The sequence below is a fragment of the Pseudoalteromonas espejiana DSM 9414 genome (assembly GCF_002221525.1).
Classification (GTDB): domain Bacteria; phylum Pseudomonadota; class Gammaproteobacteria; order Enterobacterales; family Alteromonadaceae; genus Pseudoalteromonas; species Pseudoalteromonas espejiana.
In genome coordinates this window covers 610,292-624,627 of the sequence record NZ_CP011028.1, presented here as the reverse complement: position 1 = coordinate 624,627, position 14,336 = coordinate 610,292, and the positions used below count along the sequence as shown (strand labels likewise).

Annotated in this window: 10 protein-coding genes; 3 read left to right on the top strand and 7 right to left on the bottom strand. The window is 38.6% G+C overall.

Annotation, left to right across the window (positions count from 1 at the left end; genetic code table 11):
- Window positions 1–11: 11 nt before the first annotated feature.
- Genes PESP_RS02785 through PESP_RS02775 form a run of 3 tightly spaced genes read right to left on the bottom strand, consistent with a single transcriptional unit; the run spans window position 12 to window position 5,148 of the window.
- Window positions 12–4,517, bottom strand: a complete 4,506-nt coding sequence (locus tag PESP_RS02785; protein WP_089346675.1) for an EAL domain-containing protein — start codon at window positions 4,515–4,517, stop codon at window positions 12–14.
- A gap of 23 nt (window positions 4,518–4,540) precedes the next feature.
- Window positions 4,541–4,942: a GNAT family N-acetyltransferase gene (locus tag PESP_RS02780; RefSeq protein WP_089346674.1), complete on the bottom strand. Its 402-nt coding sequence runs from the start codon at window positions 4,940–4,942 to the stop codon at window positions 4,541–4,543.
- 2 nt (window positions 4,943–4,944) lie between these two features.
- The gene (locus PESP_RS02775) at window positions 4,945–5,148 is read right to left on the bottom strand and encodes a DUF3283 family protein (RefSeq protein ID WP_089346673.1); all 204 of its coding nucleotides are present in this window, start codon (window positions 5,146–5,148) and stop codon (window positions 4,945–4,947) included.
- 199 nt (window positions 5,149–5,347) lie between these two features.
- Between PESP_RS02775 and PESP_RS02770 the strand changes: the two genes are divergently transcribed.
- Window positions 5,348–6,043, top strand: a complete 696-nt coding sequence (locus PESP_RS02770; RefSeq protein ID WP_089346672.1) for a type 2 periplasmic-binding domain-containing protein — start codon at window positions 5,348–5,350, stop codon at window positions 6,041–6,043.
- Window positions 6,044–6,066: 23 nt separating this feature from the next.
- On the opposite strand, the gene PESP_RS02765 is transcribed toward PESP_RS02770, so the two are convergent.
- Together PESP_RS02765 and PESP_RS02760 are read right to left on the bottom strand one after the other, a co-directional pair.
- Window positions 6,067–6,312 (bottom strand): DUF1289 domain-containing protein, encoded by a 246-nt coding sequence (locus tag PESP_RS02765; protein ID WP_089346671.1) that lies wholly within the window; start codon window positions 6,310–6,312, stop codon window positions 6,067–6,069.
- A 102-nt stretch (window positions 6,313–6,414) separates the two neighbouring features.
- Complete coding sequence (locus tag PESP_RS02760) at window positions 6,415–7,542, bottom strand: lysophospholipid acyltransferase family protein (RefSeq protein WP_089349088.1); 1,128 nt, start codon at window positions 7,540–7,542, stop codon at window positions 6,415–6,417.
- A gap of 488 nt (window positions 7,543–8,030) precedes the next feature.
- On the opposite strand from PESP_RS02760, the gene PESP_RS02755 reads away from it, so the two are divergent.
- A complete protein-coding gene (locus PESP_RS02755; RefSeq protein WP_089346670.1) occupies window positions 8,031–8,975 on the top strand; it encodes a D-2-hydroxyacid dehydrogenase in 945 nt (314 codons plus the stop codon).
- A 178-nt stretch (window positions 8,976–9,153) separates the two neighbouring features.
- Window positions 9,154–9,534, top strand: a complete 381-nt coding sequence (locus tag PESP_RS02750; protein WP_089346669.1) for a DUF3192 domain-containing protein — start codon at window positions 9,154–9,156, stop codon at window positions 9,532–9,534.
- Window positions 9,535–9,601: 67 nt separating this feature from the next.
- On the opposite strand, the gene PESP_RS02745 is transcribed toward PESP_RS02750, so the two are convergent.
- Together PESP_RS02745 and PESP_RS02740 are read right to left on the bottom strand one after the other, a co-directional pair.
- A complete protein-coding gene (locus PESP_RS02745; protein WP_089346668.1) occupies window positions 9,602–10,507 on the bottom strand; it encodes a diguanylate cyclase domain-containing protein in 906 nt (301 codons plus the stop codon).
- Window positions 10,491–14,282: a PAS domain-containing hybrid sensor histidine kinase/response regulator gene (locus PESP_RS02740; protein WP_089346667.1), complete on the bottom strand. Its 3,792-nt coding sequence runs from the start codon at window positions 14,280–14,282 to the stop codon at window positions 10,491–10,493. Before PESP_RS02740 ends, PESP_RS02745 begins: the two co-directional genes overlap by 17 nt.
- Window positions 14,283–14,336 lie beyond the last annotated feature (54 nt).

Here is a 14,336-nt window from a genome sequence, read left to right as displayed (position 1 = left end):
TATATATAAAATTATTGGCTAAATACGGCGCTCCAATCTTTTGTAACAAGCGCAAGTACTTCATCTTTAGGCGCTGGCTTACTAAATAAATAACCCTGAAAGTGATTACAGCCTAACTGCTTTAAAAAGTGCAGCTGCTGTTTAGTTTCAATACCTTCTGCCACACATTCTTTTCCTAAGCTGTGCGCCAAAGTAAGCGTTGATTGAATAATTGCTTCATCATCAGAGTCTACCCCAATGTCTTGAACAAAGCTGCGGTCTATTTTTAACACATCGATAGGAAAGCGCTTTAAATAAGTAAGTGACGCATACCCTGTTCCAAAATCATCCATATAAAGCCTGCAACCTAGCTTTTTAAGTAGCTCCATACTGTGTAAGGCATGTTTAGAATCGCGCATTAAAATCGACTCTGTAATTTCAAACACAATGGCGTCTGAGGGGATATCGGCTTTTGTGAGCGCTTTATGTATTTCTGTTACAAGTTCTTCGTACTCAAAATCAAGCGCAGATAGGTTTATAGATAGGTATAAATTAGGAGAGGCTTCACGCCACTTCTTAAGCTCTTGTAAGGCACGCGCAAATGTTTGCAGCATAATTTTAGTAATTAACCCTATTCCTTCTGCTGCAAGCGAAAACTCTTGAGTATTAACTAAGTTGTTTTCAGGCCAACGCAGTAGCACTTCAAAGCCTTCTGTTTTTTGAGTTGTAGCGTTAACAATAGGCTGATAGTAGTTACAAAACTCATGCTCTTGATATGCTTTAGTTAATAAAGACTCTAAGTGCAGTGCTTTTTGAACATGCTGATTCATTTCTTGCTTATAAAATTTATAACTGCTCTCTAGCGACTCTTTTGCATGATAAAGCGCTATGCTCGCCGCTTTAAGAAGTGCACCATGCTCTGTGGCATCATCGGGTGCTATTGCCACACCAATGCTCAAATTAATGTTTACTACTTGATCATTACACTGCATATTTTGGCAAACAGACTCTATTAACCTAGAGCAAATAAGGAGTACCTCTTCAATTTGCTGTACATCTTCAACAAGCACAACAAATTCATCGCCACCAAAACGTGCCACACTGCCCGATGGACGCAATGAGCGTTTGATTCGCTTAGCAACCTGTTTAATTAACTCATCGGCAGCTTCACGACCAAACGAATCGTTAAAATATTTAAAGCGCTTAATATTTATATGCAGCATGGCCACTTTACAGTCGTGGTGCTGTGCTTGCTCAATTGCGTGTTCAACCCTATCGTTAAACAGCATACGATTAGGTAAACCGGTCAGCGAGTCGTAATTGGCTAATATATGAAGTTCGTTTTCAGCCATTTTTTGCGCATGTATATCGGTTAAAATGATCACGTAGCTACTCAGGCGCTGCTCAGTGTCGGCAACCGCGCTAATTTTAACTAATACGTGGCGCTGCTCGCCACCGGCAAGTGTAACTAAGTCTTCACACGAAAAATGCTCGCCAACGCTGAGCTTTTGCATAATACGTAAATAATCAAACTGGCTACTACGTGAAATACCTAAATTTAACGCACGGCTAGAGCGTGGCTCACTTGGAAAGTTAAAGGCGGTTTGCAACGCTTTGTTAGAGGCACGAATAGTAAAGTTTTTATCTAGTATAAATACCCAATCTCGGGTTTGCTCAAACGCGGCGGTAAATAAGCGAGCATGTTCTTCAAACACCATTTCGCGGGTCATGTTGGTGTAAGTACCCGCTACTTTTTTGGGTAATTGGCCATTCCACTCAACAACCTTGCCAAAATCTTTATACCAACGCCAGTAACCTTTAGCGTGGCGAAGGCGATAAGTGCAGTTAAAATAGCCTTTATCTGTTGATAAAAACTCTAACCACTCTAGCCTAAACAATGCCTTATCTTGAGGGTGAATTTTAGCAAGGTAGTCATCAAGGCTAACGCTTTCTTGCTGATATCCAAGTTCGCTACATAAGCGAGGCTGATAAATACTTGTAGATGATGATTGCCAGTCCCACATGCCCGACTCACTACCCTCTAAGGCCAGCTTTAAACGCGCTTCGCTTTCTTTACTTTCTTTATTAGCAGCCATTAATATGCGCTGCACTTTATTGCGGCGCATAACCCAAAAGGCGATAAAGGCAATCAATAGTACGCCATAGAGCACCATAAAATATGGGGCGCGCCATAAAGGGTATTTAACACGAATTTTTAAAATTGCAGGTGGTGTGTATTCACCGGTTAAGGGATCTTTTGCCCACACCTTTAATTGATAGTTACCGGGGTTTAACTTAGGAAATAGCACCCTATTATTATTACGCGTATAGGTTTTTTGTCCGTTATCGAGCTGATACTCGTAAATAATGCGCTCTTGGTAACTAAACGCCATCGCTGAAAAAGCCACTTCTAAGCCAATGTCGTCATGATTAAGAACAAGCTCTTTTAATGGCTGCTTTAAATCGATAGATAAGTCGCGCGACATTAAATCAACTCGCGTTATATTTACGTGATCAATTAATGAGTGGTAGTTCTGATTTTCCATTGGGTGGAAATAGGTAATTCCTTTGAGACTACCATAAGCAATACGGCCGTCTTTTAAATGCGCCATTGCACTGCTATTAAACTCTGCAGAAAGCAGCCCTTCTGTTGTAGTAAACTGTTGAAAATGAAGGGTTTCAGGGTTTAATCGCCAAATACCTTTGTGGCTACTCATCCATATCATGCCATCGTCATCAAGCACCATATCGTACAGTAATGTGCCTAACTTATTTTTTTCTAAATCAATAGTATGAACAAGTTTATAAGTGGTTGCATCAAGACCTATTAAGCCAAAGTTAGATAGCGATATCCATAAAATTTTATTGTTATCAAGTACGTATGAAAGCACGTTAATCGCTACATTTTCATGCTGCTTAGGCACTTTATAAATAGTGTTTAATGTAAGCGTTTTTGGGTTTACTTGATACAAAATACCGGCATTAAAAAATAGCGGCATATTAGGCTTAGTGGCCAGTGCAGGTGAAAAACCATGTGCTAAAAACGGCTCTATACTACTAAACGCACCTTCTAGTCGGGTTATACTTTGGCTATCTATGTTATATACAAACATACCGTGGTCCGAGTGCACATAGTACAAATCGCCATTTGGCATAAGTGTAACGCCATGAACCCAGCCCTCTATTAGCTCTCTATTTTTAGCATTTTTTATGGTCGGTTCGTTAATTTGGTACGTTGTAGGGTCAAACTCAAATAAGCCTCGGTTTGTATGTAGCCATAGCTTATCTTTATAGGGGATAATTTCGTAAATACTAAACTCAGTAGTAAGTAAGTCGACTTTATAATTTTTTAAGTAAACCTTACTGGTGTTAGTGCTTAAGTCGATTTTGGTTAAACCATTATGCGTTGCGAGCCAAAGCGCATCGTTATATTCGGTTATTCCCCACACGGATGGGTGCGACAAACCATCGCCGCCCAATTGGCTCCCGTCTATATTGCTAAAGTGGTATTTATTGTTAGATAAATAAAATGCCCCGTCGGTTTTTGTAGCTAACCAATAACCGCCCGATTTATCTTTTACCATATCAATCATACTGGTATCAGAAAGGCTGTATTTACTTTGCGTAATACGTGTATTTTTAACAAGCTCTTTGCTAGCTAAATCAAATTTAAATAACCCCTTATTAGTAGCAAGATCTAATTTTCCGTGCTCATTAATGATTCGCCAAACATTAAGATCAGCTATAAGTGCTTGGTTTTTAAATGGTAAGTCGGGGCGCTCAAACATACCGGGTAAATCACTTATATCTACCTGATATAACCCTTTTACTGTACCGACAAGCAATTGGTTGTTTTCAATAACTGAAAAAGACTTCACGTTATTTTGATAAATATGTTCCGCTTCACCTTTTAGGTGCTCTAAGGGCCTTATTTGCTCAGAAGCAATATCGAATACAAAGGCGCCATGGCTAGTACCTATAAAAATATAACCATTGTAATGAAAGAGCTCTCTAACTAAGGTGTTTTCGTACTCTTTTGGTAGCTCAAATAAACTGCTAATTTCGCCTGTTTGCGTATCTAATTTTGCAAAGTCGCGACCACGCCCTATCCATAACGTTTTGTCATCAACCGCAGCCATACTAAACACAGACTGACTTAAAATTTGCTTTTCACTGGTAGGCTGAGATATGAATTGTTGGTAAGTATCGGTACTTGGGTCATATTTAAATAACCCAGCTAATAAAGAAGCAATCCATATATTGCCCGCTGGGTCTTGATATATACAGTCGATAATTGCTTCTTCAAGCTCGCCATTTGGCCCATTGATTGAAATAACCTGATAACCATCGTAGCGGTTTAGTCCACCTTCGGTAGAAAGCCACAAATAACCATTATTATCTAAAAGCATGGTATTTACGTAGCTTTGTGAAAGGCCTTCGCTTGGGGATAAACGTTTAACTTGTGCGCCTACATGGCAGCTTACAATAGCGCTGAGGGCTATAAAGCAACTAATGATCCAGTTAACGCCTTTACTCATGGCTTATTCCATATTTTTTATTGTTATGGGGACTTTAGGGCTACTATATCTCTATGAGCATAAATATCAAAAAGTGCTTTTAACTCAGGAGTGTAAGTTAATACTTGGCTAAAACCAATACCACAGTATAGGGCCGCAATATTTTTATAAGCAAAAGTATAAAGTACCGCACTTTGCTGCTTTACAACCGTGCTTATAAGTTGCTTTGCAAGCCCTTTATTACGATGTTCTGGTGATACAAAAACCGTAGATAAAAATAAAAAATTGCTTTTTTGTTGCACCCGACATGCAGCAACTATTTGCATATTGCTGTAAACAACCCATGCGCTATCTTGCTTGTTTGCACGTCCTCGAACGCTATAACTTGCATAAAACTTATTTACTAATGGAGTTTTAAGTGCGTCTATTTTTTGTACTGTGTACATGTTTAGCTTAGCATTAACGCCAGATACTGCTCAAATTGCTGCTTTAAAAACATTTGCTCCGCTACCGGACGGCTATGAATAGCGTTATAAACTTGCTCGCGTGTTTTTTTATTACGTTTTATTTGGTAAGCCCAAAATGAAGCCTCGTAATCTAACTGAATTTGATATTTTTGCTCGCGTGGCAAGGCACATAAATTAAAACTCACAAACACTCCTAAGTACGATTATTAATACGTAATTATTATACTTATAAATAGCACTAATTACTGTTTAAAAAGCGACAATCATGGGCAAAAAGCATGCTATTTGCTACTATTCGCCCTCGTAATTGACCTTGTTATACCAATCTGCTTAATTAAGTAATCTATTTCAGGATTGGTATTATTATATTAAACGGAATTAACCTTGCAGTCACAAATTAATACTTTGTTTTTATTAATAGTTTTGCTTTTTAGTAAAGTCGCAGTAGCTCATCATAATAGTGTTATATTTAATCGCCCAACCGACTCACCTCAGGCCAGCTATGCTTTAGCTTTACTATCACTTGCCTATAAAGAGCTTAATTACGAAATTCACTTAATTGATTTTAGCCGACAAAATGCATTATTGGCTGCCAATAATGGTGTATTAGATGGTCAACTTGGTCGCGATATTAGCATTGAAGCAGAAAATAAAAATCTCATTAGAGTCAATTATGTATTATTTGATTACAAGCTAATGCTATTTAAAAACTGCCAACCAAACACCCTAAATATGTTACAAAACGTGGCGATTTTATCAGGCTATCCTGTACAACAGCATTACTTAGAGAGTACGCACTTTAAAGGTAAAGTGATTGAAGTAAAAAACATTTCGACCCAACTTAATCTACTGGCACAAAAAAAGGTAGAAGGCGCTATTATGCTTGACTTTGTATTGCCTAAAGCTAATTTAGAATTACCCGAAACCTGTATGCAAAAACAACTTTTAAATACGTTTTCGCTGTACCACTACATCCATAAAAAACATGCAGAATTAGCGCCTAAGCTATTAGCAGCATTAAAAAAATTAAATAATAACGGCACCACTCAAGCTCTGCGGGCAAAGTACAATTTACATTAATGCATACTAATTTAACTACACGGTTAAAATTCAAACCCTTGTTGTTTTTCAATAGTTGATTGCTGTTGTGCTTGCTGGCGTTTTTGTAAATAACGCTTGTAACGTTGTTGGCATAGGCTCAATACCTTCTTTTTTTGTGCATTGGTAAGCGTATTCCAGTTAAAGCGTTCATCGCGGCTTCGGTAACAACCTTTACAATACCCTCGGTTATTTACTTGGCAAATACTTTTACAAGGACTGGGAATATCAAATATTTCAATTTGTTGCATTGCCCCTCCTCAGTAAAATAATTGCTTTATATGAGTATAGCGTTATTTATGCGCAAAAAAAAAGCAGCGTAATGGCTGCTTTTAAAATCTGAGGCTGTATTACTACTTGAGCTCTTCACTTATTTGCGTTTTGCGTTGAAATGGCTTTGCATACATAGCCAAAACTAGCGGTTTTAATTCTTCTGGCACAAGTGCTAAACGCTGCTCAAAAGTAGCGGTGTCGGGTTCATCAATAACAGCTTGTTTGCAGCCACCAGCAATGTAGTTTCCTGGGTGCAAATAAAACGAGTCTACAATTTGTTTATCAATTGTTTGCGCAAGCTCATCTGCATCATTACAGTCAGTATCAATAGGCTTTCCGAATGCTAAATGTACATGCCCTTTAGCTGTGCTGAAACCTTCAACAATACTGGCTATATCTTCACCGGCTGATTTTACATATTCGCCGTGGTGCTGTTTATGATAAAGCTCTTTTGCTTTTGCAATAGCGCATGGCTCGTACTGATACGAAATAGACACAGGAACAATTTTAAGCTCTTTAATGTATTCACCAAACTCTTTCTTTTGCTTGCGCCCATTAAGTTGAAGCATTTTTAACAGCGCCGGATCTGTTTGATCAAATCCATCTTTAGCACGCCCTTCTTTTTGTGCAATCCAGATAGAGTTTCCAGCGGTTAAAGAGTCATAAATATAAGATGACAACTGCGTAAGTGCTTTAAGCATCTCTTTTGGTGCTTTAGCTGAGCGCTTTACAATAAAGCTTTTATTTAACCGCATAAGCTCTGTGATGTACGGAATTTGCAATAGGTTATCACCAATGGCTATACGTACTGTTTTCATTTTATGCTGATATAAACCCCAGTTTACAAGTGCAGGGTCAAGCACTATGTCACGGTGGTTTGATATAAATAAGTAAGCCTGCTGTGGGTCTAGCTTATCAAGTCCCGAAAACGTTACTTTAGATGTGGTGCGCTTAACAAGCTTATCTAAATACTGCGCAACTTCGTTTTGCACATCTTCAACGGTTGTAAATTTGCCCCATTTTTTTCGTAACTGGCTTCTCACCAGTGTGCGAGCAATAAAAGGCATAGCGGATATAAAGCGTGGTAAATTGTACTTAGCTATTACATCAATAAACGCGTTATCGTTAATTAACCGCGCTAACGAGGCCGCAACTTCATCGTCGTTGTATGGTCTTATGTCTGCGTACTTATCTTCTAATTCACTCATTACTGCATCTACAATGTTAAAAAACGGCACGTAAAAACGTACCGCTTATATAATAATTTGATTATAACTCAGCCACTCTTAAATAAGAAATAGCCACTAAGGCATGCTTACTTATCTTAATTGTGTTCATTAACTGTATGACCACACAAAGGAGCATTGGTGCACTGTTTTTATAAATTAACTGAGTGCTAGGTTAAACTTATTCACTCTTATACCTGCCCAGCTATTTAGCAGGGTAAAATATCATGATATGCCTTATTCAGTGGGCAGACCAGCCACATTAATTAACCCTGTGTATATTGCATAGGTATTTTGCGTCAAAGCGACTCTATCTCTGCTTTATTAAAATACCCATCACGGGGTTAAATTTAACCTCAAAAAATAAATACACCTAATCATTTGGTAGTAATAGCATTAACAAAGGGATTTTTTCGTAGTACCTTAGCTCCTCTCGCAATTTTATTGTACGCATATTGATAGGACACACGATGAAAATCACCATTCTCGATAACGCCACTTTAGCTAAAACATCTTTAACCTGTATTGAAGAATTAGGCGAGCTCACTACCTATGAGCTCACATCGCCAGAACAAGTTGTAGAACACAGCCAAGGCGCTGATGTGCTTATTACCAATAAGGTGGTATTAAATCGTGACACCATTAGCCAACTTAAACAGCTAAAATTAATTTGTGTAAGCGCAACAGGTACTAATAACGTAGATTTAAAAGCCGCTGAAGAATTTGGAATTGCCGTAACAAATGTTGCTGGTTACTCAACGCCTTCTGTTGTGCAGCATACCTTCTCGTTAGTTACTAACTTACTTGGCAACACACACCGCTACCAAGCTGACTGCCAGCAAGGTGCATGGCAAAAAAGCGAGATGTTTTGTAGATTAGACTACAGCTTTAACGATTTACAAGGCAAAACCTTTGCCATTATTGGCGGCGGTACACTCGGTAAAGGGGTGGCTAACGTAGCGCAAGCATTTGGTGCCACAGTAGTGATAGCTGAGCGCAAAGGTGCCCCATGTAGAGAAGGTCGCACGGCATTTGAAGAAGTTCTAAAAACAGCCGATATTATCAGCGTACACTGCCCGCTTAGCGATGAAACCCGCGACTTAATATCCCTTGCAGAACTTAAAATGATGAAGCCAAGCGCTATTATTATTAACACAGCCCGCGGCGGAATTATTAACGAAGCTGATTTAACCACAGCACTTGAGCAAAACTTAATTGCGGGTGCCGGCGTTGATGTGCTGACCAAAGAGCCTGCAGAGCATACAAACCCACTTGCTAATTATACAGGTAACAACCTATTACTTACTCCGCATATTGCATGGGCAAGTACTGAGTCTATTGTGCGTTTAATTAACGAGGTTAGCTTAAATATAACTGCATTTAGCAACAACGAGGCACGTAATCGCTTAGTTTAAAAGGTAGTCGTTAAAAAAACTAAAATATGGCTGTTTTTACTAATGTTTTTTATAAACACACATTTAAAAACAGCCTTTAAAATTTAACCATTTGAATTTTAATGAATTATTATTTTGGCCTGTTAATTGCCTTATATGAGTAAATAAATTAATAAAAACTTATTTAAGGAAGACAACAATGAAAAAATCTTTATTAGCTGCTGCACTTATCGCCCCATTTTTAACCGGTTGTGTTATTGCCGTATCAGATGGCGAAGCCGATTCACATTGGGCAGGCAGTGGCTCTTCTAGCTGGCAACATCATCATAAAAAGAACCGTGAAGTGATTGCCGACTTAAAAATGGATAGCAGCTACCAGTCGGTGTTAGCACAATTAAAAACACCTAGCTTTACTGAGCTACTAAAAAAAGACGACGATGTATACCAAGTTCTTTTTTATGCTACCCACAGTATTCACTCTGATAGCAAAACTACAAAAGATGAATGCACACCGCTAGTATTTAAGAATGATAAATTAGTAGGTGTTGGTGAAAGTGCTTTAAACATGATTGCAAAATAATAGCGCCTAGTAAAAAGCAAAAAACGCCACAATAGTGGCGTTTTTTTATATATTTAATACCTTTTGGCTACAAATTAACAGCGAAAACTTGATCTCGCCCTGCATCTTTCGCGGCGTATAAACCTAAATCTGCTTGTTCTAGTAAAGCTTGCTCTGCACTTGCATTGCCGTTTTCCATACTCGCGATACCAATACTTATCGTTATGTGCTCTGCATTTAAAGACGCTTTATGTTCTATATTAAGATCATGAACCGCTTTTCTTAATTTTTGTGCAAATGCCTGTGCTTGTTGTTTATTCACATCAGGTAAGACTGCAGCAAACTCTTCACCACCATAGCGCGCTATAAAGTCAGTACTTCGCTCACATTGAGCAGCGAGCGCTTGGGCCACTTGCTTCAAACATTCATCACCAGCACGATGCCCATAACAGTCGTTGTAACGCTTAAAATGATCGATATCCATTAACAAAACAGATAAGCACGAACCATTGCGCTTGCTTCTACGCCACTCACGCGAGAGGTTTTCGTCTAGGTAGCGCCTGTTAGGGATTTCCGTTAAGCCATCAATAGAGGCAAGCATTTCAAGCAAATCATTTTTTTGCTTAATAAGTAACTGATTACGCACTCGCACTTTTACTATGGATGCATTAAATGGTTTGGTTATGTAATCCATTGCGCCAAGTTCAAGTCCTTTAGCTTCGTCTGTATGGCTATTATTGGCAGATATAAAAATAATAGGAATAGATTGAGTAATCGGGTTTTCTTTTAGCTGTACAAGCACTTCATAACCATCAATACCTGGCATCACTACATCGAGTATGATTAAGTCCACTTGATTAGATTTAGTAAAAGTGAGTGCTTTTTCGCCGCTATCAACTAAAAATACGTCGTGATCTTGACCCAATGTTTTTTCAAGCACTAGCCTATTTAATGGATCGTCATCAACAATCAATATTTTAGCTTTTTTCGGCATCCCGCCCCCCTAAGGTTTCAATAAAAATGATCACTTGCTTTAACTGTACTACTAGCTCTTTTAAAGTTTGCTGAATAGGTTCATTTGTGGTTTTAAGGTGCGTTTCACATTGTTTTGCACACAGTGAAAGCCTTATAAATCCTAAGTTTCCTGCAACCCCTTTTATACTATGCACTAAGCGTACCACCTCATCTTTTTGAGTATTCTCTTCAATTTGCTCAAGTTGGGTTTCACATAGTCTTGCAAATTTACCAACCATAGTGGCTAGTAAGTTCTCGTCAAAATTAAATTGTGTTAGTGCAAATGTTTGGTCGTAAAACTTAGGCTTAGCAAAGTCCACATCCCTTATTGCGTCAAGCAATACCGATGCAACAACTGGCTTAGTTAAATGCTTGTTCATGCCACTATTTAAAGATCGTTCAACATCTGCAGGTTCGCAATGCGCAGTTAACGCAAAAATAGGCAGTTGGCGGGCGTCAAACTGTTGGCGAATTAACTGCGTAGCTTGGCAGCCATCAATATGCGGCATTTGCACATCCATTAAAATTAAATCAGGTTTTAATGTTTGTAATAGCTCTATTGCATCAGGTGCATTGGTTACTGTTATTACATTAACGTGCGCTTGTTTTAGAACACTACCAATAATTTCTAAATTTAAAGGGTTATCGTCAACCGCCATAATAAGAAGACCCGATACATCCTTTTTTATTTCCTCAATTTTTTCATGCGGCTTTATTAACTCACGTCCTTTGTTAGCATTTAGGTTAAACAAACGTTGAGTTAACGCCGTTGCTTTAACATGCTGCGCATTAATTTTTGTTGTATTTGGCAAAGCTAAGGTGTGTTCGTGGTTAATAACAACCACAGGGTAAGAGTTTGAAGTAAGTGTTTCGTTTATAGACTCAATACTTAATAATTCACTTAACGTTGTTTCATCAACAATTAACTGCTGCGCATCTGCAAGCTTAATAGGATAGCGAAGAGCATCCTCTAGGTTAATAGCCTGCAATTGCGAGTACGCATTAACAACTTCATTCAATTGCTGCGTTTCATCGCTAACAATTGCTAAGGTATTAGGTAAAAATTCGGTATTTTTAGTGTTATCGACCGCAAGTGAAAGAGTAAAGTAAAACTCACACCCTTTACCTTTATCACTATTAATGGCAATTTCTCCGCCCATTAAAGCCACACCGTGCTTAACTATAGCGAGCCCTAAACCAACCCCTTGGTGAATGCGTGTTGAAGACTCATCGCCTTGTGTAAAGGCATCAAATAATCGTCTTTGGTCCGCTTTAGCAATACCTACGCCACTGTCTATCACATGAAAACAAATACGTTGCTGCTCTAGGGTGTCATTTTCTTCAAGCTGCATTTTTAAGGTTATGCTGCCCTTATCGGTAAATTTAACGGCATTAGTCAGTAGGTTACCTAATATTTGCTGTAAGCGTATTGAATCACCAATAAGTGCAGGGGTAATTAGAGGGTCTATTTCGATATTAAAAGTTAGCCCTTTATTTTGGCATAGCGGCGCCGTTAGGCTCTCGCAGATATCAATCAGTTCAACTAAACAAAATGGCACAAGCTTAAGCTGCGCTTGCGCGCTTTCTACCCGGGCAAAATCTAACATTCTATTGAGCATTAACAGCAGGCTTTGCGCTGCATTTTTAGCTTGTTTGGTTTGTGACAGCTGTTTATTGGTTAAGCCCTGCTCAACAATCATATCTAACAAGCCAAGCACTGCGTTAAGCGGTGTTCTTATTTCGTGGCTTAAGTTAGCAATAAAACGGCTTTTAGCTATGGTGGCGCGTTCAGCATCATGCTTCGCTTTTGTAAGTGCACTAATATCTTGAATATGAATTACATAATACGAAGGGTCGCGATTTTCATCCCACACTAGTGAAACACTTAGCTGTAACCAACTTGCTAGCTTTCCTTGCGATAGTGTTAAATGGTAAACCCGTTTTTTATCATCTAATAGTTTAGATAATGTGCTTTTAATTTCTTGCCACTGCGCTTCATCAAACAACATTTTTAGTGGCTCGCCAGTTAAAATATCTTGCTGTGAGAATAGCTTTCTGGCGGCTTTATTAACCTGTAAAATGGTATGTTCAAGCGAAAGTAGCACCACACTATTTGCAGCAAATTCTATCGCACTTCTAAATTTAGACTCTGATGCTTTTAACGCCGATAAGGTTTGTTGCTGCTGTGTTATATCGCGCCCTATACCCATTGTGCCTAATAAATGCTGATGCTCGTTATAAAACGGCGCTATTGTTAATTGGTACGATTTATCAGCACTATCTATGCGCTGTTGAATACTACTTTTGGTTTGCAGCACTTGTTTTTCAAGTAGGCTTAGTTGTAAATCGTCGCTATCTAAGTCTTCTATACGTTTGCCAACTAAAGTTGCCTGCTCTTTACCTACGTAGGCCTCAAATGCTTTGTTACAACCTAAAAATGAGCCATCTATATTTTTAAAATATATAAGGTCTGGCACGCTGTTAAGCATTGTATTTAATAGCGCTAAATGCCGCTCTTTAGCTTCGTAACTCCGCTTTAGCTTTTGAGATTGTAACTGCAGTTGTTCATCAAGCTCTTTGTTGGCAACTTGCAACGACTCAACTAGCTGCTTGTTTTTATCAAACACATGCTTAACTTTTGAAAACCAAGGCTGCCAATTTATAGGAATGTGATAGTTAGATAATGTGGCTTTGGGATTATCATTTTGCTCAAAATATTGCATTAAATGGGTCATAGGGCTAATAAATATGCGCTGGCTCAACCAAAAAAACACCGCAAACATTAAGCTTAAAAATAATGTTAAAAATACAAACTCTAAAAGTACTTCGTACCTTATTGGCGTAATTACTTTTATCTGCGGTTCATAAAACGCGGCATGTATAGGCAAGTTACCCATAGCTTGCATAAAAAATTGGGCTTCAGTTTTATGTTTAGTATTCAAAGATTGATCGTCATGACTCAATTGCGGCCAATAATCTTTTAACGCTGTTGCTTCATTAAGCTGATTAACCGAACTGGCTATAACCTGGTGAGATTGGTTCATAAACACATACTCACCCACACTCGGTGCGACCTTTTTAAGCCAGCTAGACATGGTTTCTACATCGTATATTAAAATTATATAGTCGGATGAGTTTGGCTGCCTTTTACGCCCAATGGCAAAGTAGGCGCTGTCGCGTATTTTTACAATAGGGCTAGAGGTTAGCTGTCCAGGAGTAAAGGACGGCTTAAAATTTCCGTTTAAAATTTCAGTTAGCATGGCGCTTTGGCTTTTATTACGCCTTACAACGTAGGCAAAACCAGCTTCATCAACATACGCTACCGCTGATAAAGACTGCATTAACGATAATGCTGTATTAAAAGTTGGGCTAAGCGCACTGGCTTGCTGCCACTGTATTAATGCCCTATTTGAAAATGTAAATTGCCCCTTACCAACTATTTCACCACCGCGCTCACTAAAGTGGCGATAATAGTAATTATCGTACTGGCTTATTCCTTCAAGTAAATTTTGATTAAAATGCTCAAACGCAGGTTGCTGGTATAAAATAAATGCATTATCAAAAAAGTCGTTAACCGAACTCATTATATGGGTAACTTGCGCTGATACTTGCTCAAAATCGGCTTGGCGCTTTTCTACAGCCCGATCAACTTTGATGTTATATAAATGCAGGCACAATAAAAAAGCCACAAACAATGGAACAAATAGTGCAACAAACAGGGAGCGGTAATAGTCTTTAAGAGGTAGAAATTTCAACGTTTTGCCTAAGTTTTGGCCCGATAATCAATCACTAGACTATCGAGCCAACTA